Source organism: Plantactinospora veratri (assembly GCF_036421995.1).
In the GTDB taxonomy this organism is placed as follows: Bacteria; Actinomycetota; Actinomycetes; order Mycobacteriales; family Micromonosporaceae; genus Plantactinospora; species Plantactinospora veratri.
In genome coordinates this window covers 33,117-54,958 of record NZ_JAZGQL010000040.1, presented here as the reverse complement: position 1 = coordinate 54,958, position 21,842 = coordinate 33,117, and the positions used below count along the sequence as shown (strand labels likewise).

General features: G+C 73.5%; 13 protein-coding genes and 1 pseudogene. 10 read left to right on the top strand and 4 right to left on the bottom strand.

The features are described 5' to 3' along the window. Positions 1–11: 11 nt before the first annotated feature. Entirely contained in the window at positions 12–266 is a 255-nt protein-coding gene (locus V1634_RS34915; RefSeq protein WP_331211892.1) for a hypothetical protein, read from the bottom strand. A 267-nt stretch (positions 267–533) separates the two neighbouring features. Here V1634_RS34915 and V1634_RS34910 point away from each other — a divergent pair, with 267 nt between their 5' ends. Further along, a complete protein-coding gene (locus tag V1634_RS34910) occupies positions 534–1,904 on the top strand; it encodes an FkbM family methyltransferase (protein WP_331211891.1) in 1,371 nt (456 codons plus the stop codon). Continuing rightward, positions 1,901–2,125 carry an MbtH family protein gene (locus V1634_RS34905; protein ID WP_331211890.1) on the top strand — a complete coding sequence of 75 codons (225 nt, stop codon included), beginning with the start codon at positions 1,901–1,903 and terminating at the stop codon, positions 2,123–2,125. Before V1634_RS34910 ends, V1634_RS34905 begins: the two co-directional genes overlap by 4 nt. Before the next feature lie 27 nt (positions 2,126–2,152). Here the strand turns inward: V1634_RS34905 and V1634_RS34900 are convergent, their stop codons facing one another. Continuing rightward, complete coding sequence (locus tag V1634_RS34900) at positions 2,153–3,259, bottom strand: pyridoxal-phosphate dependent enzyme (protein WP_331211889.1); 1,107 nt, start codon at positions 3,257–3,259, stop codon at positions 2,153–2,155. A gap of 12 nt (positions 3,260–3,271) precedes the next feature. Further along, positions 3,272–4,063, bottom strand: coding sequence for a phytanoyl-CoA dioxygenase family protein (locus tag V1634_RS34895; protein WP_331211888.1), 792 nt, complete (start codon positions 4,061–4,063; stop codon positions 3,272–3,274). Between the two features lie 155 nt (positions 4,064–4,218). Between V1634_RS34895 and V1634_RS34890 the strand changes: the two genes are divergently transcribed. The 5 genes from V1634_RS34890 (at position 4,219) to V1634_RS34870 (ending at position 11,419) form a co-directional block, all read left to right on the top strand. Next, a complete protein-coding gene (locus V1634_RS34890) occupies positions 4,219–5,253 on the top strand; it encodes a Gfo/Idh/MocA family protein (RefSeq protein WP_331211887.1) in 1,035 nt (344 codons plus the stop codon). Positions 5,254–5,392: 139 nt separating this feature from the next. After that, positions 5,393–6,196, top strand: coding sequence for a hypothetical protein (locus tag V1634_RS34885; RefSeq protein WP_331211886.1), 804 nt, complete (start codon positions 5,393–5,395; stop codon positions 6,194–6,196). After that, positions 6,196–7,629, top strand: a complete 1,434-nt coding sequence (locus V1634_RS34880) for a class I adenylate-forming enzyme family protein (protein ID WP_331211885.1) — start codon at positions 6,196–6,198, stop codon at positions 7,627–7,629. Before V1634_RS34885 ends, V1634_RS34880 begins: the two co-directional genes overlap by 1 nt. 156 nt (positions 7,630–7,785) lie before the next feature. Further along, entirely contained in the window at positions 7,786–9,666 is a 1,881-nt protein-coding gene (locus V1634_RS34875) for an ABC transporter ATP-binding protein (protein ID WP_331211884.1), read from the top strand. After that, the gene (locus tag V1634_RS34870; protein ID WP_331211883.1) at positions 9,659–11,419 is read left to right on the top strand and encodes an ABC transporter ATP-binding protein; all 1,761 of its coding nucleotides are present in this window, start codon (positions 9,659–9,661) and stop codon (positions 11,417–11,419) included. The genes V1634_RS34875 and V1634_RS34870 overlap by 8 nt, the downstream gene beginning before the upstream one ends. On the opposite strand, the gene V1634_RS34865 is transcribed toward V1634_RS34870, so the two are convergent. Further along, the gene (locus V1634_RS34865) at positions 11,410–12,579 is read right to left on the bottom strand and encodes a glycosyltransferase (protein ID WP_331211882.1); all 1,170 of its coding nucleotides are present in this window, start codon (positions 12,577–12,579) and stop codon (positions 11,410–11,412) included. The genes V1634_RS34870 and V1634_RS34865 overlap by 10 nt on opposite strands. 294 nt (positions 12,580–12,873) lie before the next feature. Here V1634_RS34865 and V1634_RS34860 point away from each other — a divergent pair, with 294 nt between their 5' ends. The 3 genes and pseudogenes from V1634_RS34860 (at position 12,874) to V1634_RS34855 (ending at position 21,842) form a co-directional block, all read left to right on the top strand. Continuing rightward, positions 12,874–14,205 carry a condensation domain-containing protein gene (locus V1634_RS34860; RefSeq protein ID WP_331211881.1) on the top strand — a complete coding sequence of 444 codons (1,332 nt, stop codon included), beginning with the start codon at positions 12,874–12,876 and terminating at the stop codon, positions 14,203–14,205. After that, a pseudogene (locus V1634_RS35605) lies at positions 14,202–15,467 on the top strand (amino acid adenylation domain-containing protein); the annotation flags it as partial. The gene V1634_RS34860 and the pseudogene V1634_RS35605, both read left to right, overlap by 4 nt. Then, positions 15,465–21,842 carry an amino acid adenylation domain-containing protein gene (locus V1634_RS34855; protein ID WP_456238625.1) on the top strand — a complete coding sequence of 2,126 codons (6,378 nt, stop codon included), beginning with the start codon at positions 15,465–15,467 and terminating at the stop codon, positions 21,840–21,842. The pseudogene V1634_RS35605 and the gene V1634_RS34855, both read left to right, overlap by 3 nt.

Sequence of the window (21,842 nt, the reverse complement as noted above, 5' to 3'; positions counted from 1 at the left end):
CCGGTCGCCGGTCAGGAGGAGCCGACCTGCGCGCGAGCGGACTCGACGTACCCGATGATGCCGGACCGGCTGGCCCACCACTCGGCTCCCAGCGCCTCATCCTGGAATGGAATGGCGAGGTTCTGCTCGAGCAGGACGAGAAGTTCCAGCTTCTGCATGGAATCGATCGACCCGGTCAGGTCCTCGTCGTCCGGCGGCAAATACCCGAGGACCTCGCGCAACGCGTTGTCGACCTGTTCCGTCACGCCAACCATCTTGTCCGTCATGGTTTTTCCTTCCGGGAACGAGCGATCCGACAGCACGATCCAGCAGATGAGAGCCAACACCGCGACCGCGGCGAGGGCAAGTGGGATGTCGAACGTGAATGTGCATTTTCGGTCGTGCGGGTCGGCGGCGCCAAAGCTAGCATCGACCTTGCTCGCCGAGAGGAGGGCGACGTGTACGGCATGTTGCCTGACTATTTATCGGAGATCCGTCCACACACCACAGAAGACGGTCTGCGGGTCTTGTCGGCCCGGATATCGCCGGATCGGTTGTCGGCCGGGGCGGCGACACTCATCGGCCTGATCGCCGATCGGGTCGCCGGCAACTCGCTGTCGCTGATCGGCGACCACCCCGTATTCGCCAGCACACCGTACGAGGCCGAAGTCGTACTGGCCGAGTTCGCCGCCGACGGTGGATATCTGCACCGGATGAACCCGCTGCCGACCCGCCCCGTGGTCCTCGACGTCGGTGCGCACATCGGCCTCTTCTCGCTCGACGTCCTGCGCCGCCGTCCCGAGGCCCGGGTGGTCGCGGTCGAACCGTTCGGGTCGTCGCACGCGGCCCTGCTCCGCAACCTCGTGCTGCACCGGGGCCGGACGGAGCCGGTCGCGGTGCGCGCCGTACTGGCCCAACAGCCCGGCCGGGCCGAGATCGTCGGCTGTCGCGGCGGCAGCATGCTCGCCGCCACCACGGCCGGCGAGGATGCCCGGACGCTGGCGGAAACCGGTGCGGTGCTGTCCCGGTCACTGCCGCGGATGCTGCGGCACGGGCCGTGGGGACGGCAGGTGGCCGAGGCGGTGGCGACGGACCTGGTCGACCAGCTCTTCGCCCCGGCACGGTCCGTGGTGCCGCAGACGACCGTCTCGACGCTGATCGAGGAGTACGGGATCCGCCGCCTGTCGTTGCTGAAGGTGGACGTCGAGGGTGACGAGGTGCGGGTGCTGGCCGGGGTGGATCCGGCGCACTGGCCGCTCATCGACGCGGTGGTGGTGGAGGCGGACGTCACGACGATGCCGGCCGTCTGCGCCATGCTGGACCGGCACGGGCTGACCCCGGTGGTCGCCGGGGCGCCGCAGGCGCCCGGCGCGTTCGCCCGGCGGAGCCGGATCGTGCGGGCGGAGCGCGGCGGACCGCCAGGGGACGGCCGGGCGGACCCGTCGCCAGCCGGCGCCGGAGCGCCGGGGTCCAGGCACGGCGGTGCCGTCGCGGAGATCGCCGCGATCTTCGCGCAGTTGCACCGGCTCTCCCGGGAGTACTGGCCGACCGGACACGTGCTCGTCGACGCGTACGCGGCGCCGTACGCCGGGCCGCTGACCGAGCCCTGGCGGGAACGGGACTTCCGGCTCGGGCTGTCGCACGGCCGGGCGTGGGCCCGACACCTGCTGTCGGCGTACCCGCCGCCGGCCCCGGCGGAGAGTGATCTCCCGGCCGCACTGACCCGGTTGGTCGGCGGGGACTGGAGTTCGGTCGCGTCGCTGCTGGCCCGGCACCCGGTCGCCGACGTGCTGGCCGCCCGGATGGCCGCGCTCCAACTGATCCACCGAGCGGTCCGGTTGCCGCTCGGTCCCGGTGCCGGATCCGACGTGCGGATCCGGACCGAAGCTGACCGGCCCGGCGGGCCGGGGGAGGAGAGGACATGAGCGAGGTCGAGTCGCCGCGACAGCGCCGCTACGAGGTGGTCCGCAACCACGAGGGGCAGTACTCGATCTTTCCGCAGGGTCGGCCGGTACCGCCCGGCTGGGAACTGGTCGGCCGCTCCGGCTCCGAGGAGGAGTGCCTCGGCTACATCGACGAGGTGTGGACGGACATGACGCCGCTCTCGGTACGGCGCCAGCTCGACGAGGCGTCCCAGGGCCGGTAGGCCGGCGGTGCCCCGTCGGCGCGGTGTCTACCGGCGGGGCACCGCGACGGGATCGTCGGTCCTGCCCTCGGTGACCACCACCAGCGCGCGGCGGGCGCCGCGCGCCGCGGCCAGCGCCGGATCGTCCACCTCGGCGGCGAGCTGGCGCAGCGCCAACAGGCCGGCCAGTCCGGCGGCACCGGTGTCGCCGGCCGGTACTCCGTGCGCCCGCAGGGCGTCCCGGGCGATCAGCGCCCACTCGTCGGCGACGGTGAGGAAGCCGTCGAGCGCGGTCGAGAGGTCGGGCCAGGCCGCCGAGGACAACCGGCCCGCGTTCAGCCCCACCATCACCGACCGGAAGGCGGATTCGATCTGCACCGGAGTGGCCCGACCCACCGACGCCACGGCGCAGCCGGCGTCAACTGGTTCCACTCCGCAGATGAACGGCCGGCCCGGCGCGTGGTGCCGGAGGAACCGGGCCGTCGCGGCGGCCAGCCCGCCGACCCCGATCTGCACCGTCACCAGATCCGGCCAGGGATCTCCGCTCCGGGCGAACGCGTCACCGATCTCCCAGAAGATCGTGCCGTAGCCGTCGATGGTGGCGCGGGGGACCGGATCGGCCGGGTGGAACGCGGTGTCGGAGACGAGTACGGCGTCGGCCGAGGCGTCGGCGAAGTCGGCGGCGGCGCGCACCGCGTCGTCGTACGTCCGCTCCCGTGCGTCGATCTCGGCGCCCTCGGCCCGAATCGCCTCGACCCGGGCCGGCGCCGTGTCGGCGGGGACGAAGATGCGGGCGCGGCAGCCGGCCCGGCGGGCCACCCGGGCCACCGCGCGTCCGTGGTTGCCGTCGGTGGCGGCGACCAGGACCGGTTCGGCCGGTCGCGCGGCGAGCTGGGCGAGCGCGACCTCGCTGGCCCAGGACGCCCCGAGGATCTTGAAGGCGGGCAGCCCGAACCGACTGGTCTCGTCCTTGACCCAGAGCCGTTCCAGACCGAGCTGGCCGGCGAGGCCCGGCAGCTCCCGCAGCGGGGTGGCGGCGTAGCCGGGCAGGCCGCGGTGCCAGTCGTAGACGGCCCGGGAGGGCCGTTCCGGCAGCTCACCGGCGGTGGGGTTGAGCACGAACTCGGGCGCGGGACCGGTCGGTCGGGTTGGCATCCGGCCCGCCGGTCAGCCGACCAGGAACTGGCGGTCGTCGAGATCCTGCGGGGTGGTGGCCGTGCCGCCGTCGTCGTCGCGGTCGACCGCGACCGCACCGTCCGGGATGTACTGCACCACGTACGCCTTGCGGGTCGAGTCGCTCCGGTTCGGGTACGTCATGTGCGTCGTCACCGACGAGAAGATGGCCATGTCACCGGCTGACAGCGGCACCGGGACGGCGTCGGTCGGATCCTCGTCCAGGCAGACCCAGCCCTGCTCGCTCTGCCAGTGCCGCAGCGTACCCAGCCGGTGCAGACCGGGTGCCACGCTCAGGCAGCCGTTCTCCTCGGTCGCGTCGGTCAGCGCTACCCAGCAGGTGATGTACTGCTGCGGGTCGACGAAGACCTTCCCGTTGTCCTGGTGCCAGGCGAACGCCTGGGAGTACTCCGGGCGCTTGTAGACGGCCTGCTCCCAGAAGAGCCGTACCCTCGGGCCGAGCAGGTCCCGGGCCACGTCGGGCAGTACGCCGGTGGCGCAGAACTGCCGCAGCACGGGCGACCGGAGCACCAGGTTCGAGGCGATGGTGAAGCCCGGCCGGTCGCCGCTGGCCCGGCGTTCGAGCGTCGCGTTGATCCGCGCCTGGATCGGGTCGATCTCGGCGGCCATCCGGTTGACCTCGTCGGCGTCGTACGCGCCCGGAATAACGAAGAATCCCTGCTCGCAATACGAGTCGACCTGCTCGTCGGTAATGCGGCGGAAGGGGCCGTCCGGGCGTCGCCACTGAAAGCCCGCGTTGAATTCATGGACGCCTCTGTGTGCCATGTCGGCCAGTCTCATCCACGAATCGTCCGGCCGGCAACCATCAGCGTGAACGGGGTACCGCGCGACCCGGACTCGAACTGTGGTCGGTGGACGGTCACGCAAATATGCTGCGCTGACATGTGTGGAGACAACCGTCGAAGACGTACGGAGCCGTGATGATGAGGGTGGCGCTGCTCGGGGTGGGCTATTGGGGCGCCAAGCTCCTGCGCAACCTGGTCGGCCTGGTCGGCGCCGACCAGGTGACCGCCGTCGATCCCGATCCGGCCCGGTTGGAGTGGGTCCGCCGGCACTACCCGTCGGTGGCCCGCCGGGCGAGCCTGGCCGCCGCGCTGGCCGGGGGCGGCGTCGAGGCGGTGGTCGTGGCGACACCGGTGCGCACCCACCCCGGGTACGTCCGGACCGCGCTGGAGGCCGGCTGTCACGTCCTGGTGGAGAAGCCCCTGGCGACGTCGACGGCCGAGGCGGTGGCGCTGGCCGAGTTGGCCGACCGGGTCGGTCGGGTGCTGATGGTCGGACACACGTTCCTGTTCAGCCCCCGGGTCCGCTGGATCTTCCGCCGGCTGACCACGACCGGCATCGGCCAACTGCACTACCTGATGTCGTCCCGGCTCAACCTGGGTCCGCACCGCGACGACGCCAGCGTGGTCTGGGACCTGGCGCCGCACGACGTCGCGATCGTGCTGCGGCTGCTCGGCGAGACGCCGGTGACGGTCAGCGCCAACGCCCGCAGCGTGGTCACCGCCGGCATCCCGGACGTCGCGTTCGTGGACCTGACCTTCCCGTCCGGGGTGATCGCCTCGCTGGCCGTGTCGTGGCTGGCGCCGAGAAAGGTCCGCAACCTGGTCATCGTCGGTGACGAGAGCATGATCGTCTACGACGACATCGAGCCCGACGAGCCGGTGAAGGTCTACGACAAGGGGATGGCGCTGGAGCCGTCGCCGGACTTCGGCGCGGACCAGCTCACCTACCGGTACGGGGACACGGTGGCGCCGCACATCGCCGTGCAGGAGCCCATCATGGAGCAGATAACCCATTTCGCGGAATGCGTCGCCGCCGGTAAACGCCCGATCTCGGATGGCTGGTTCGCTACCCGCGTCGTCGCCGCGCTGGAAGCCGCGGACCGGTCCTGGCGCGACGGCGGCCGGGCGATCGAGGTCGAAGCGGTTACCGCGACCGAGTGGTCGACCTGAGTGAACAACTGCGGAAGTGAGCAATTGAACGCTCCCGCGGCGGCACTACCGCCTCGCGGAATCGTAAGAAACAATCGCAGCGCGTGCGGTCGCGGTGCGCCGCCCATTCTCGCCCATTCTCGGCCCGGAGGTAGGGACAGTGACCGACACTCGGACGGACAACCAGATCGGTGGGAGCACCACCGGCGCCTCGGCCCGGGACCCGTACGCGCCCGCCCGGTCGCCGTCGGCGCTGACCCGGGACCGGGCACTCGGTCTGGTGCAGGGACTGCTCGCCGACGGGATCATCAGCCCGACGGACCTGCGGGCGTACGTCCCCGAGGTCGCCGACCCGTTCGACCCGGAGAGCCTGCGTCAGGACTACGAGACCTGGTTCCGGGCCAACGGCATCGAGACGGTCACCGGCCGCAAGTTCTCGCTGGGGCCCTGCCCGTACACCGCCGAGGAGCTGATGCAGGCCAAGGCCGACGGCTGGATCCCGGTGGTCTCGCCCAAGGGTCTGTCGCTGACCGAGACCGCCCGGACCTTCCACTGTGACACCTGGGCCACCTCGGACCCGCTGGTGACCGCGCCGGCCGAGGAGGAGGACCTCTGGTTCCTCACCCCCGGCGACCTCGTGCCGCAGGACGCCAACGTCTCCGCGCGGGAGCTGCGGCAGCGGTACGACAAGGACGGTTCGCTCGGGCTGAGCCTCCAGCGGTACATCATCCTCACCGCGCGGCTGCGGCACCTTACCGGCCAGGCCCCGGACTTCCGCTGGTGGGTGTGGATCATGCGGGGCCGGTACGACCGTTCGGGCTTCATGATCGCCGGATTCGACCCCAACAACAGGTTCAGCGTGCACGCCTGGATGCCACAGTTCCGGGCCAGCTTCGTCGGCGCCCGGCCGATCCGGATCTGCCCCCGGATCGCCGGACCGTCCGACCACAACACCGCCGGCTGATGTCGGCCGCACCGGAGCCGGCCGGCACCCTCGCCGAGCTGATCTGCGGCAGCGGGTTCGTGCTGGAGACCGAACGCGGCGCCGTCACCGGCCCGGAGCTGGCCGGGACGGCACGCCGGTACGCCGCCGGCCTCGCCCGCTGTCCGCGCGGCGCCGGGGTGTCGATCGGGCTCACCGACCCGGCCGAGGCGCTGGCCGTCGCCGCCGGAGCGTGGTGGTCGGGGCTCCGGGTCGCCTTCACCCGCACCGACAGCCCGCACGATCCGGCCGCCCAGGCCCGGATCGTGGACGCCCTGGTGCAGGTCGTCGACCCCGGCGCCGAGTGCGCCGGGGCAGGGACCCGGCTGACCCCGGGGGAGCTGCTCGGCCCGCCGGTCGACTGGGCGCCGCGCTGCCGCCCGGAAGACCCGGCGCTGGACCTGCTCACCTCGGGCAGCACGGGCACGCCGAAGTGTGTGGTCTTCGGTCACGCGGCGATGGTGGCGAACGCCCGGGCGCTGGCCGCCGCCATGCGGATCGGCCGTACCGACCGGCTCTGGACGTCGCTGCCGCACGGCCTGCCCGGCGTACTGAGCACGGTGACCCTGCCGGCCGCGGTGGCCGACGCCACCGCGCTGCTGGTCACCCCGGAGGATCCGCTGGTCGCGGCGGACTCGCTGGTCGCGGCGGCCCCGTCGGTCGTGTACGCCGTGCCCGAGTTCTACGACGTGCTGGGCCGGATGTCCCCGGCCGCCGGATCGGCGCCGTCGGTGCGGTGGTGGTTGTCGAGCTCGTCGCAGCTCTCCGCCGGCCGCTTCGACCGGATGCGCGAACGCTGGGGTGCCGTGGTGCGCAGCTTCTACTGCGGCAGCGAGGTCGGCACGGTGACCTTCAACGACGACGACGATCCCGACACCGTCCGGTCCGGGGTCGGCCGCCCCCTGCCGGGGGTACGGGTCCTGGTCGAGCCGGACGCCTCGGGCGTCGCCGGAGTGCCGGACGCGGGCCGGCTGAGCATCGGCGGCGACCTGGTGGCCCTGGGCTACCGCGAGCGGGGCGTACTGCTGCCGTTCCCCTCCGAGGGGGTCCGCACCGGCGATCTCGGCTACCTCGACGACGATGGCGCGCTGCGCCTGGTCGGCCGGGTCGACGACCGGATCCACGTCGGTGCCGAGGTGGTCGACCCGCAGGTGGTGGAGGCGTGCATCAACGCACATCCGGCGGTACACGACTGCGTGGTGGTGCCGAAACCGCACGCGATGCTGGGCAGCGTGCTGGAGGCCCGGGTGGTACGCCGGGCCGGCAGCGCCCTCACGGAACGGGACGTGATCCTGGCCTGCCGCGCGCACGGGCTGCGCAACGGCTGGCTGCCCCGGGCCGTGCGGTGGATCGACACCGTGCCCACCACCCCGGTCGGGAAGCCGAACCGCGACCCGGCGTGGCCGGCGGCATAGCCACCGGATCGCTTCCGGCTCCGCCGGAACCTGCCCGAACTGTCCGGACTTTGCGCTGCTTGCACGGCCACGACCGATTGGCTTTGATGGACGGGCTTCCGCGACGACGGGGTCCGGTCCGCTACGAGCCGAGTCGAGAGGGTTCACATGACGGCAGTGGGTGCGGCCCCCGCGGGTGCGCTGCTCCGGTGGCTGGGCGCCGGTCGACATTCCACGGCCCGGGCCGTACCGGAGCTGTGGCGGGCGTCGTGGCGGGTCGGTCCGGTGCTGACCGGGACGGTGCTGACCCTGACCCTGCTGCTGGGATTCGCCGGCCCGGTGCAGTTCGTCGCGATGGGAGCGGTGGTCGGCGGACTGACCGCCGACGGTGTCGGGCTCTGGCCGGCGGTGACCTTCCTGATCGTCGTCGCGGCGGCCCGCACCGTGCTCCCCGTCGTCGTCGAGCCGCTGACCGGCGAACTGGTCCGCCGCATCGACCTCAACTTCCGCAACCGCATGGTGGCCTGCCTGACCGGGCCGTACGGGGTGGCACACCTGGAGGACTCCGCCACCCGTGACCTGATCTCCACCGCGCAGGGGATCGCCTCCCCGGGCCAGGGGCCGGGCAGCGGGGCGCGCGGGTACCTGAACCTGATCGCCCTCAAGGCCGGCGCGTTCGGGTCGATCCTGCTGCTCGCCCACTACCGCTGGTGGTTGGGGCTCGGCGTGGCGGCCGGGGCGATGCTGATCCGCCGGCACATCCTGGCGATCTGGTTCCAGACCGCGCAGGCGCTCAGCGGCGACGTGCCTGGGCTGCGGCGCTCGGAGTACCTGCGGGACCTGGCGCTGCGTCCGGAGACCGCCAAGGAGACCCGGCTCTTCGGCCTGGGTGGCTGGCTGGTGGGCCGGCACGACACCGCCTGGACGACGGCGATGGGTCCGGTGTGGCGGCGGCGCCGCAGCATCGGCTGGCGGATGACCGTGGTCGACCTCGCGGTTCTGGTGCTGGCCGCGCTGGCAGGTGTGCCGATCGTACTGGGTCTGATCAGCGGGGACCTCGACGCCGCCCGGGCGGTGGTGCTCGGCGGTGCGCTGACCGCCATCGTCGGGCTCGGCGGGTTCCTGCCGGACGCCGACTTCCCGATCCGGTACGGCTGCCTGACCCTGCCGTCGCTGCTGGAGCTGGAGGAGCGGATGCCGGCCGTCGCGGCTCCGGCCGGCAACCTCCCGGCGGTCGACGGCCAGCGGTCCGGGGCGGTGCCGCCGGAGGCCGCCCGGCCGGCCGGGCCGGTCGGCGACATCCGGTTCGAGCGCGTCGGCTTCCACTACCCGGGCGTCGACCGTCCGGTCGTCGACGGGGTGGACCTGACCATCGCCGACGGCAGCACCGTCGCGCTGGTCGGGGCGAACGGCGCCGGCAAGACCACCATCATCAAGCTGCTGACCCGGCTCTACGAGCCGACCACCGGGTCGATCCGGGTCGGCGGCACCGACCTGCGCGACCTCGATCCCGAGCAGTGGCGGGGGCGGCTCGCCGTCATCTTCCAGGACTTCGCCCGGTACGAGCTGAGCGCCCGGGACAACGTCGGCTTCGGCGCGCTCGACCTCCTCGACGACCGGACCGCGCTGGAGGAGGCGGCCGACCGGGCCGGGGTGCTGGCCGCGATCCGGGGCATGCCACGGGGCTGGGATTCACCGCTGTCCCGCAACTACTCCGGCGGGGCGGACCTCTCCGGCGGCCAGTGGCAGCGGATCGCCCTGGCCCGGGCGCTGCTGGCGGTGCGGGCCGGCGCCCGGGTGCTGGTACTGGACGAACCCACCGCCAACCTGGACGTCCGGGCCGAGGCCGAGTTCTACGACCGGTTCCTGGACCTGACCTCGGGCACGACCACCGTCCTGGTGTCGCACCGCTTCTCCACCGTGCGCCGGGCCGACCGGATCTGCGTGCTGGACGGCGGCCGGGTGACCGAGGACGGCAGTCACGACGAGCTGATCGCGCTCGGCGGGACGTACGCCCGGATGTTCCGACTACAGGCGGAGAGGTTCGTCGATGGGTGAGCGGCTCCAGGTGATCTGGCTGGGCACCCGCCTCGCCGTCCGGGCCGGCGGCTGGCGGGTCGGCGTCATCGCGCTGTGCAGCCTGTCGCTGGCCCTGCAACCGTCGGTCAACGCGCTGGCGTTGAAACTGGTCACCGACGGGGCGCTGGCCGGCGACTGGACCCGGGCCGGGATCGGCGTCGGCACCCTCGCCGCCATGATCGCCGTGATGTTCTCGGCGTACGGCATCTCCGTACCGTTGCAGACCACCGTCTCCGAGCGGGCCGCCCGGCTCTTCGAGCAGGACGTCATGCGGCTGGTCACCTCGATCCCCACCGTCGAACCGCACGAGCGGCCCGACTTCGCCGACCGCCTGGAGGTGCTGCGGAACAACTCGCGGCTGCTGGTCGGTGCACTCTGGACGGCCCTGTCCAACGTGTCGTTCTTCGTCGGCGCCGCCTCCGCGCTCTCGCTGCTCGCCGGTGCCGACCCGGCGCTGCTGCTGTTGCCGCTCTTCGGCATCCCGCTCTTCGTCACCTCGGCCCGGGCCGAACGGTTGCGGGACGGGGCGATCGGGCGGACCGCCGAGGCGTCCCGCACCAGCACCCACCTGTTCCGGGTGGCGACGACCCCGCAGTTCGGCAAGGAGATCCGGATCTTCCGGCTGCGCGACGAGATCGTGTCGCGGTTCGTCCGGGTCAGCGAGGACACCAACCGGGAGCTGTTCGCCGCCGACCTGCGCGCCGCGCTGCTGGCGGCCGGCGCCTGGCTGCTCTTCACCTCGGCCTGGGCCGGCGGCATCGTGCTGGTCGCGGCCCGCGCCGTGCGCGGCGAGGCCACCCCGGGCGACGTGGTGCTGGCGATCGCGGTGGCCGGGCTCGTCCAGGGGTACGTCTCCGGCGCCGTCGGACTGGTCCGGGAGCTGACCCAGACGCTGGCGATGGCCAGCCGGTACGTCTGGCTGGTGGAGTTCGCCCGCGGCCGACGCACCGGAACGGGCACCCCGCCGGCCCGGCTGACCCGGGGCATCGAACTCGACCGGGTCTCGTTCACCTACCCCGGCACCGACGACGAGGTGCTGCACGAGATCAGCGTGCGGCTGCCGGCCGGTGCGACCGTCGGGATCGTCGGCGACAACGGCGCCGGCAAGACCACCGCGGTCAAACTCCTGCTCGGCCTCTACCAGCCGAGCAGCGGGCGGATCACGGTGGACGGCGTGGACCTGGCCGAGCTGGACACCCACCGCTGGCAACGGAGTCTGGCCGGTGCCTTCCAGGACTTCGCGAGGTTCGAGTTCACCCTCGGCGAGTCGGTCGGCGTCGGCGACCTCGACCGGTGCGACGAGGCCGGCGCGGTCCGGGCGGCGCTCGCCCGCGCCGGCTCGACGATGACGATGCCGCTCTCCGAGCAGCTCGGCCGGGCGTGGGACGGTGCGGAGCTCTCCGGCGGCCAGTGGCAGCAGCTCGCGGTCGCGCGCGGGATGATGCGCGAGCAGCCGCTGCTGCTGGTGCTGGACGAGCCGACCGCGTCGTTGGACCCGGACGCCGAGCACGCCCTCTTCGAGCGCTTCCGGGAGGCGACCCGGCGCGGGACCGAGGGGAGCGGGGCGATCACCCTGCTGGTGTCGCACCGGTTCTCCACGGTCCGGATGGCCGACCTGATCCTCGTCTTCGACCAGGGCCGGATCGTCGAGCAGGGCTCCCACCCGGAGCTGCTCGCCCTCGGCGGCGTCTACGCCGAGTTGTTCGAACTCCAGGCGCGCGCCTACCGGTAGCCGCGGCTGGAGGAGCCGATCAGCCGGTGTATCGCGTCCACGGTCGGCACCACCCCGCCGTGCTCGTACGTCGACCGGTGCGCCGACGCGGCCGCGGACCGGATGTCGTCGTCGTCGAGCAGCCGCTGGAGGATCGCGGCCAGCCGGCTGGGCCGGAGTACCGCCAGGTCGCCGGTGACGCTGGTGCCCAGTTCGGCGAGCCGGGTGGCGTTGTACCGCCGCTCGTAGTGCCGGCCGGGCACGGCCAGCGCCGGTACGCCGTGGCAGAGCGAGGCCAGCGCCGTGGCCTGCCCACCGTGGAAGACGACCGCGCCGGCCCGGGCCATCAGCGCCTCGAACGGCAGGTAGGAGAAGACCTCGCAGTGCTCCGAGACGCGACCGGTGGGCCCACCGGCCCGGGCCACGCACCAGAGCACCGCCCCGGCCCGCTCGGCGGCGGTGGCCAGCGCCTCGACCACCCGGGGCACGCCCCACGGCGCGTTACTGGCGTAGGCCAGCACGAGGCGGTCCGGCACCGGCCGGCTCCACGGCGGCTCGGCATCCGTCATCGGGCGCAGGTATCCGGTGTAGACCGCGTTCGGCAGGTCGGCGAAGTCCGGCTCGAAGATCGGCACCGAGGTGACCATCCGCAGGTCGGCCCGCCAGAAGACGAGTTCGCTGATGGACCGTACGGTCAGTTCCGACCAGGCGCTGGCGAACTGACCGGCCATCTCGTCGAGCGGATGCGTACCGGACGCCTGGACGCGGGGATCGGTCGACCACCCGCCGCACGAGGCGAGCGGGATTCCGTGCCGGGCTGCCGAGATCGGCGCCGTCAGCCGCATGTGTGAGACCAGGGCGTCCGGCCGTACCGCGTTGACGGCCTCCTCCTCGGAGCGCAGTACCCGCTCCCAGAAGGCCCGGTCGTCGAAGCCGAGGGCGGTGCACACGTCGTAGAAGGTGTCGACGGCCCGGGGTGTCTCGCGGGGCCGGGCCCCCTCGACCGGAAGCACCTCGAAGCCCTGCCGGCGGAGCAGTTCGGCGGTGGGCGGGCAGGCGTTGAACACGGCCCGGTCGCCCCGGCTGCGGCACTCCTGGGCGAGGGCGACCAGGTTCATGACCGAGCCCCAGCTGCCCGACGTCGACGGGTAGGGCAGGAACAGGACGGTCGCGCCGGCCATCAGGGGCGTACCGGCGGCGGAGCTTGGCGGTGACGCATGGCGGGGTCCCTCGGCTCGTCCTGCCGGCCAGTCTCCGCCCCGGCGCGGCGCGGGACAAGGTGCGCGGAGATCGCGTTCAACTGCGGAAAGCGCCAGTTGGCGGCGGTTGGCGCGCCCCTATTGCACCGCACCGCCATGCGAAAGAATCGGCGGGCGCACGGCCGTCTCCGGGTGAGCCGACGGGCCGCCGCGTCGCGCTGCCGGAGCCGTACCGGTTGGTAGCGCTGGCCCGACGCCTGGGAGGTGGTCCGTCCGATGCGACCCGGTGCCGGTGCGTCACTCGACACCGCCGGCGATCCGCTCACCTTCGGCCAGGAACAGCTGCGGCTGGTCGAGCAGATGGGTGACCCGGAGACCCTGGTGTACCCGCTGCGCCTGCCGCTGCGGGACGGCGTCGGGCCCGAGCCGGTGCTGGCCGCGCTGACCCGGATCGTCCGGGCCCGCGACGCGTTGCGGATGTCGGTGGTGCCGGGGGAGCGGGAGACGCAGCTGACGTACCCCACCCGACCGGTGCGGCAGTTGCCGGCCGGCGCGGACCCGCGGGTCTACGGGGCGGTCGGCCCGTCGACGACCGCCGGCCGGATCCCGTTCTACTTCGGCATCGACGAGGGATCGGATCCGCCGAGGCTGATCATGCACCTGCACCACGTCTTCGTGGACGGCTGGTCGGCGTCGCTGATCGCCAAGGACTTCTACCGGTACCACGCCGCGCTCTCCACCGGCCGGCCCGTCCCGTCGGGTCCGCCGGCCGGCTCCTTCGGGGCGTACGCCCGGGCGTCCCGGCAGGCGATGACCGGGGAGCGGCTGGCGGGCCACCTCGCGTTCTGGGCCGAGGAGCTGCGCGACGCGGAACCGCTCCAACTGCCGTACCCGGTCCGGCCCTGGCAGCCGGGTGTCCGGACGGGACGGTTCCCGGCGCTGGTCTTCGAGGTCGACGGCTGCACCATGGCGGGGCTGGACACCTGCTCGCGCCCGCTCGGCGGGCACGGGTCGGCGGCCATCCTGGCCGGCTTCGCCGGTGCGGTCAGCGCGGTCACCGGGCAGCGGGACCTGCTGCTGCAGACGCCGCTCACCGATCGCGGCAGCGCCAGCCGGCGGAACCTGGTGGGGTCGCTGGTCAACCTCTGCGTGCTGCGGATCCGGATGCCGGCCCGCCCGGACCCGGAAGCCACGATCCGGAGCGCCGCCGCGGTGCTGAGCCGGGCGATGCGCCAGCAGAGCGGCCCGTTCCAGCGGGACGGCCGGCACACCGAGAGCGGCCGCGTCCTCAACCTCTCGCCCAAGGTGACGATCGCCTTCAACCAGGACATCGGCAGCCGGCTCCGGCTCGGGGTGGTGCTGCGCAGCGCTCCCGCCGACGCCCGTCGCGACGGGCCGTGCCTGGTCTGGGACGCCGAGAGCCGCTGTATCGACGATCTGCACCTGGAGGTCCTGGCGAGTCCGCCGGACCTGCCGCTGCGATTCAAGATCACTTATCGGGCCGACCTGTGGCGTCGGGACGGGATCAGGGCCCTCGGCACCGACCTCGCGCAGCGGCTGCTGCGGATGTCCGCCGACGACACCAGGGTGGGGGGTGTACGTCGATGACGGACCCGGGGTTCCGGTCCGCCGGTCAGCTCATCTCGGCCCGGGCGGCGCTGGTCCCGGACCGGGTCGCGGTCCGGGACGGGCACCGGACCCTGACCTACGCCGAACTGGACGCCCGGGCCGACCGCTGGGCCGCCGAGCTGCGTCGGCGCGGCCTCGGCCCGGAACAGCTCGTCGGGCTGCTGATGGACCGCTCGGCCGAGCTGGTCGTGAGCTGCCTGGCCGTGCTCAAGGCCGGAGCCGGGTACGTCCCGCTGGAACCCGGGCACCCGGTGGCCCGGCTGCGGACGATGCTCGACGACTGCGGCGCCCGGCTGGTGCTGACCCAGCCGGACCGCCGGCAGCTCGCCGACTCCCTCGGCGTACCGGCGCTCGCGGTGACCCTGGAGCAGGCCGACCCCGGTGCCGAGCAGGGCGACGGTGCCGAGCAGGGCGGTGCCGAGGTGGGGTCGGCCGGTCCGGGCAACCTGGCGTACGTCATCTACACCTCCGGCTCGACCGGCCGGCCCAAGGGTGTCCAGATCGAACACCGGTCGCTGCTGAACTACCTGGACTGGGCGAGCCGCGCGTACGGCCCGGACGGGATCGGCACGGTGCCGCTGCACTCGCCACTGGCCTTCGACTTCACCGTCACCAACCTGCTGCTGCCGTTGGCCGCCGGTGGCACCGTCGAGGTGGTCGCCGACTACCGGCGGCTGCTCTCCGACGAGGTCGGGCCGGACCGGCCGTACACCTTCGTCAAGCTGACCCCCGCGCACCTGGCCGTGATCGGCCGGGAGCTGCCGCCGGACCGGCTGGCCGCGCTGACCCGCCAGCTCGTGGTCGGCGGTGAGGCGCTGCTCGCCGACACGCTGGCTCCGTGGCGGGAGTCGCCGGAGCCGGTCGTGGTGGTCAACGAGTACGGCCCCACCGAGGCGACCGTCGGATGCTGCGTGCACCGGGCCGACGTGCGGGACGTGACCGGAGCGGCGGTGCCGATCGGGCGGCCGATCGCGAACACCGCGCTCCATCTCCTGGACGAGGAGCTGAACCCGGTACCGGAGGGTGCGGTCGGAGAGATCTTCATCGGCGGCGTCGGGGTGGCCCGGGGTTACCTGGGGCGGCCGGGTTTGACCGCGCGGTGCTTCCTGCCGGACCCGTTCGCCGCCCTGCCCGGGGGCCGGCTCTACCGGACCGGCGACCTGGCACGCCGCCGCCCGGACGGCGAGCTGGAGTTCGTGGGCCGCTCCGACGACCAGGTCAAGATCCGGGGCTGGCGGGTGGAGCCGGGCGAGATCGAGGCGGCGATGCTCACCCATCCGGACCTGGCCGAGGCCGTGGTCGTCGCGGGGCAGGACCGGCACGGCGACCGCCGCCTGGTCGGCTACTTCGTGCCCGCCGCCGACCGGGTGCCGGAGCCGGCCGCGCTGCGCGCTCATCTGCTCCGGCTGCTGCCGGAATACCTGCTGCCGGCCGCGTTCGTGCCGCTCGCCGCGTTGCCGCTGACCGACAACGGCAAGGTGGACCGGCGGGCGCTGCCGGAACCGGACGCCGGGCAGTCCGGGCAGGCCGAGGAGCCGCCCGAGCTGGCGACCCGGACCGAACGGACGGTGGCCGGACTCTGGGCCGAAGTGCTGGGGGTGTCCCGGGTGGGCCGGGACGACAACTTCTTCGAGCTGGGTGGACACTCCCTCACGGCGGCCCGGCTGGCCGGGCTGTTGCGGCGCACGCTCGGGTTGCGGGTCCCGTTCGGTACCCTTTTCGAGCACCCGACGCTGGCCGCCTTCGCCGCCGAGCTGGACCGGGCCGGTCGGCCGACCACCGCCCACCAGGTGCGGCCCACCGGATCGCCGGGGCCCTTCCCGCTCTCCTTCGCCCAGCAGCGGCTGTGGTTCCTGGCCCAGCTCCAGCCGGAGTCGGCGGACTACAACGTGCCGCTGGTCATGCGGCTGGGCGGGCCGTTACGGGTCGCCCAGCTCCGCACCGCACTGGACACCGTGATCGAGCGGCACTCGGTGCTGCGCAGCGTCTTCCCGGTCACCGACGGCCACCCCCGGCAGGTGGTGCGTCCGGCGACCGCGAGCACCCTGTCGGCGGTCGACGTACCCGCCGACGAGGACACCCTCCGCCGACTGGTCTCGGACGAGGTGGCCCGGCCGTTCGACCTGGCCGAGGAGCCGCCGCTGCGGGCCCGGCTGCTGCGGGTCGGGCCCACCGACCACGTACTGGTGCTGACCCTGCACCACATCGCGGTGGACGCGCGATCGATCGAGCTGCTGCGTACGGAGCTGGCCCGGGCGTACTCCGCGGCCTGCCTGGGGCGTCCGGCCGACCTGCCGGAGCTGCCGGTGCAGTACGTCGACTACACGGTGTGGCAGCGCCAGATGGTGCACTCCGGCGCGCTGCGCGGCCAGCTCGACCACTGGCACCAGCGGCTCGCCGGACTACCCGTCCTCGACCTGCCCGGTACCGGTGCGCGCAGCCGGATCCGCTCCGGGGCGGGGGCGGCGCTGAGCTTCGCCGTCGAACCCCGGGTGGTCGAGGGCCTCCGGACGTTGACCCGGACCGCCGGGGTGACGACGAACATCGTCGCGCTGGCGGCGTTCGCGGTGCTGCTGCACCGCCTGGCCGGGCAGGACGACATCGGGATCGGCTCGCCGGTGGTGCGCCGGGCGGAATCCGGGGTGGACAATCTCGTCGGCTGCTTCCTCAACATGGTGACGCTGCGGGTCGACGTCTCGGCGGAGCCGACCTTCACCGAGTTGCTGCGGCGGGTCCGCGAGACCACCGCGACGGCGATCGAGAACGCCGACGTCCCGTTCGAGCTGGTCGTCGACGAGGTGGTGGTGGACCGGGACACCAGCCGGCCGCCGCTGTTCCAGGTCTCCTTCAGCCACCAGCTGGAGCGCCCGGTGACGGAGGAGGAGTTCCACGACCTGGCGGTGCTGCCGTTCCGGGTCGAGCAGCGTACCGCGAAGTTCGAACTCACCCTGGCGGTCACCGAGTCCGCCGCCGGGCTCCGGGGCAGTTGGGAGTACAGCACCGAGCTGTTCGACGAGGCGATGGTCCGGCGGTTGTCGGCGTACTACCAGGCGATCCTGCGGGCGGTGGTACGTGACCCCGGGCAGCCGGTCGGTGCCCTGCCCGTCGCCGAGGAGTCACCGAGCGGACCGGCGGTGTACGGCCCGGTCGTCGAGATCACGCCCCGGTGCGCGCACGAGCTGGTGGCCGAGCAGGCGGCCCGTACCCCGGATTCCACGGCGGTCACCTCCGGCGGCCGGTCGTTGACGTACGCGGAACTGGAACGTCGGGCCGCTGCGCTGGCCGCCCGGCTGGCTCGGCGGGGCGTCGGGCCCGGAAGCCTGGTCGGGATCTATCTGGAGCGCGGACTGGATCTCGTGGTGGCCCTGCTCGGAGTCTGGAAGGCCGGTGGTGCGTACGTTCCGCTGGACCCCGGGGTACCGGCGGAACGGGTGGCCCAGGTGCTGGCGGACACCCTGGCGCCGATCGTGGTGACCCAGCGTGCCCTGGCCGGGGCCCTGCCCGACGGCGGCCCCGCGCCGCTGCTGCTCGATGACGCCGACGCCGACGCCGTCATTGCCGTCGGTCCGGCTGGCCCCACCGACCTCGCCTACGTGATCTTCACGTCGGGCTCGACCGGGCGACCGAAGGGGGTGCAGGTCGGTCACGCGGCGGTGGTGAACCTGCTGACGTCCTTCGCGGAGCTGCTCCGACCGGGACCCCGGGACGGTCTGGTCGCGGTGACCACCCTCTCCTTCGACATCTCCGTGCTGGAACTGCTGCTGCCGCTGGTCACCGGAGGTCGGGTGATCGTCGCGCAGCGCGCCCAGACCACCGACCCGCTGGCGCTGCACGCCCTGGTGTGCAACGAGGGCGGCACCGTCATGCAGGCCACCCCGGCGACCTGGCGGATGCTGACCGATTCGGTCGGGGTGCCGGCGGGGCTGCGGATCCGGCTCTGCGGCGGCGAGCGGCTGCCGACGGACCTGGCCCGCGAGCTGCTCGCCCCGGGGAGCACGCTCTGGAACGTGTACGGGCCGACCGAGACCACGGTGTGGTCCACGGCGGGCGTGGTGGACGGTACGGCGGCACCGATCACCATCGGCGCCCCGATCGCGAACACCGGGCTCTACGTACTGGACTCGCGGCTGGCCCCGACGCCCGTCGGAGTGGTCGGCGAGATCTACCTCGGCGGCGCCGGCGTGGCGCGTGGCTATCACGGCCAGCCCGGGCTGACCGCGGCGCGCTTCCGGCCCGACCCGTTCGCCGGTGCACCGGGCCGGCGGATGTACCGCACCGGCGACCTGGGCCGGCGGCGCCCGGACGGGACGGTCGAGTTCCTCGGCCGGGTGGACCAGCAGATCAAGATCCGTGGGCACCGGGTGGAGCCGGCCGAGATCGAGCTGGCGCTGCTCGGGCACCCGGCGGTACGCCAGGCCGTGGTGCTGGGCCGGACCGACGACGCGGGCGGCGTACGGCTGGTGGCGTACCTCGTCGCCGACGGCGGCCGGCTGCCCGACCCGCCGGCCCTGCGCGACCATCTGCGGCACCGGCTGCCCGACTACATGGTGCCGGCCGCCTTCGTCGGCCTGCCGGCGCTGCCGTTGACCCCGAACGGCAAGCTCGACCGGGCGGCGCTGCCGGCGCCCGACCAGAGCGTCGGGCAGCCCGCCGGATACACCCCGCCGTCCACCCCGACCCAGGAACTCCTGGCCGGGATCTGGGCGGACGTGCTGGGACTGGACGACGTCGGGGCCGAGGACAACTTCTTCGAGCTGGGCGGCGACTCGATCCTCGGCATCCAGGTCGTCTCCCGGGCCCGCGACGCGGGACTGTGGCTCGTCCCCGCGCAGGTCTTCGAGTTCCAGACCGTGGCCGAGCTGGCCAGGATCGTCGACGGCGACGCGGCGCCGACCGTCGTACGCGGCGCGGCGGCCGGTCCGGTCCCGCCCACGCCGGGGCAGCGCGACCTGGTCGACCCGACCGGGGCGCCGATGGTCCGGGCCGTCGCCGTCGAACTGCCGCCCGGCCTCGGCGAGCGGGCCGTGGCGGAGGCCCTGGCCGAACTCGCCGAGCAGCACGACGTGCTCCGGGCCCGGCTGCTCGCCGACGCGCAGGGCCGGCGACTGTCGGTGCCGGCCGCCGGGCCGGTGCCGCTCTCGGTCCGACAGGTCGAGGGCGGGTCGGCGGCCGTGCCGTCGGCGCTGCGCGACGCCGCCGAGACGCTCGCCACGGCGATCGTCGAGACCACCGCGGCGGCACTGCCCGACGGCACCCCGGCCGGTCCACTGGTCCGGGCCGCCCTCGTCAGCGGGCCCGCCGGAGAGCGCCACCTCGTGCTCGTGGCACTCCGCCGGCTGCTCGACCGGGCCTCGTGGCGGATCGTCACGGCGGACATCGGCGCGCTGTGCGCACGGATCGCCGCCGGTCGGCCGGCCCGGCTGCCGGAACCGACCACCTCCTACCGGTACTGGGCCGAGCGGATCAGCCGCTACGCGGAATCCGGCGCGGCCCGGGCCGAGGCCGACTACTGGCTGATGGCGGACGAGCCCGCCCCGACGCTGCCCCCGGACGGCCCCGACGTCACGGCCCACCCGGAGACCGTCCCCGCCCGGTCGGTGGTGGCGGAGCTGAGCGCGGCTGAAACCGCCGGGCTGACCGGTGTCGCGGCCGAGTGGTTCGGGGTGAGCGCACCGGAACTGGTACTCGCCGCGCTGGTCCTGACGGTGACGGCGGAGACCCGGGGCAGCGCGCTCGCGGTACGCCTGCGACACGACGGACGCGACTCGCCGTTCCCCGAGGTCGACCTCACCCGTACGGTGGGGCGGTTGACCAGCGGCTATCCCGTACGGCTGCCGGCGGTCGCCGGTGACATCACCGCGACGGCGCGGGCGGTGGCGCAGGAGCTGCGCCGGGTTCCCCACGCCGGGCTGGCGTACGGGGTGCTGCGGCACCTGTCACCCGATCCGGACCTGCGGGCTCGGCTGGCCCGGGCCGGTGCCGACACGGTCGGGTTCGCGTTCGACGGCGTACCGCTCGACGCCGGTGTCCGGATGCTGCCGCTCGGCCCGGCCGAGCCGGTACCGGGGCTCGACGTCCGGTGCGAGCTGGCCGCCGGTCGCCTGCGGATCACCTGGGCGTACCCGGCGGGCCGGCACCGGGAGAAGACGATCCGGCGGCTCTGTGCGAATCTCGTCGACCGGCTGCGGGCCGCCCTGGCCCTGGGGCTGGCCGGTCGCGTCGACGGGCCCGCCGTACCGGCGCGGCACCCGCTGGCGACCCTGACCGGCAACCAGCTCGACGACGTCTGCGCCGAGCCCGGCGTACGTGAGGTGTACCCGCTCACGCCCGCCCAGCACGGGATGCTCTTCCACTCCCTCTACAGCCCCGGCGAGGGCATGTACCTCAACCAGACCAGCTTCACCCTGACCGGAGAGTTCCACCCGGAACTGTTCCGGGCCGCGTTGACGGCCGTGGCCCGCCGGCACGACGTGCTGCGTACGGCGATCCGCTGGCGGCGGCTGGCCGAACCGCACCAGGTCGTACACGCCGAGGTGGCGCCGCCGCTGACCGTCGTCGACCGGTCCGGGGCGGCGGCGTCGTTCCGGATCGCCGACATCCTCGCCGAGGAGGGGCGGCTCGACCTGGAGTTCTCGACCGCGCCGCTGTACCGGGTCACCGCCGTCCGGCTCGCCGACGACCTGCATCACGTGGTCTGGACCAACCACCACGCGATCATGGACGGCTGGAGCAGCAGTCTGGTGTTCACGGAGTGCTTCCAGGCGTACGCGAACCTGCTGGCCGGCCGACCGGTGGACGACGAACCCGCGGCACCGTACCGGGACTACGTACGGTGGATCCAGACCCGGACCCCCGGGCCGGAGCGACGGTTCTGGCGCGACCTGCTGGCCGATCTCCCGCACCCGGCCGGCCTGCCGAAACCCGTCGCCGAATCCGCCCCGCCGGCCCGGACCGGCCCGGGCGGTGCCGGTCCGACGGCGGAGCGGGTGCTGCGGCGGGAGCTGTCCGCCGAGTTCACGACCGAGGTGGAGCTGTTCTGCAAGCGCCGCCGGCTGACCCTCGGCGCGCTGGTCTACGGCGCCTGGGCGGTCGCGCTCGGCCGGGTCACCGGCGAGGATGACCTCGTCTTCGGGGTGATCCTCTCCGGCCGGTCGGCACCGCTCCCGGGCATCGAGCGGATGGCCGGGCTCCTCTCGACCACCCTGCCGATGCGGGTACGGCTGCCCCGGCACGACGACGTGGCGACCTTCCTCAAGGAGGTCCAGTCGACCCTGATCGGCCTGGGCCGGTTCGAGTACATGTCGGTGGCCGAGGCGCAGCGGGCGGCCGGGTCACCGCCGGGCCGGCCGCTCTTCGACACCACTGTCGGGGTGCAGAACTTCCCGCTGTTCAAGGGCGGACGGTATCCGGCCGGGGAGACCCTGTCGGTGCGCCGGGGGCCGGGAGCCGGCCGGAACAACTATCCGCTCACCGTGGAGGTGCACCCGGACGCCCGGCTCGGGCTGCGGGTCCGGTTCGACCCGCTGGCGGTGGCGGAGGCGGCGGCGCGGCAGGTCACCGACGAGCTGTGCGCCGCCCTCGCCCGGCTGGTGGCGGAGGATCCGCGTGCCTGGTGA

Coding starts and splice junctions, on each gene's coding strand:
- V1634_RS34915 (WP_331211892.1), bottom strand. CDS start 266: ATGACGGACAAGATGGTTGGCGTGACGGAACAGGTCGACAACGCGTTG.
- V1634_RS34905 (WP_331211890.1), top strand. CDS start 1,901: ATGAGCGAGGTCGAGTCGCCGCGACAGCGCCGCTACGAGGTGGTCCGC.
- V1634_RS34900 (WP_331211889.1), bottom strand. CDS start 3,259: ATGCCAACCCGACCGACCGGTCCCGCGCCCGAGTTCGTGCTCAACCCC.
- V1634_RS34895 (WP_331211888.1), bottom strand. CDS start 4,063: ATGGCACACAGAGGCGTCCATGAATTCAACGCGGGCTTTCAGTGGCGA.
- V1634_RS34890 (WP_331211887.1), top strand. CDS start 4,219: ATGATGAGGGTGGCGCTGCTCGGGGTGGGCTATTGGGGCGCCAAGCTC.
- V1634_RS34880 (WP_331211885.1), top strand. CDS start 6,196: ATGTCGGCCGCACCGGAGCCGGCCGGCACCCTCGCCGAGCTGATCTGC.
- V1634_RS34870 (WP_331211883.1), top strand. CDS start 9,659: ATGGGTGAGCGGCTCCAGGTGATCTGGCTGGGCACCCGCCTCGCCGTC.
- V1634_RS34865 (WP_331211882.1), bottom strand. CDS start 12,579: ATGGCCGGCGCGACCGTCCTGTTCCTGCCCTACCCGTCGACGTCGGGC.
- V1634_RS34860 (WP_331211881.1), top strand. CDS start 12,874: ATGCGACCCGGTGCCGGTGCGTCACTCGACACCGCCGGCGATCCGCTC.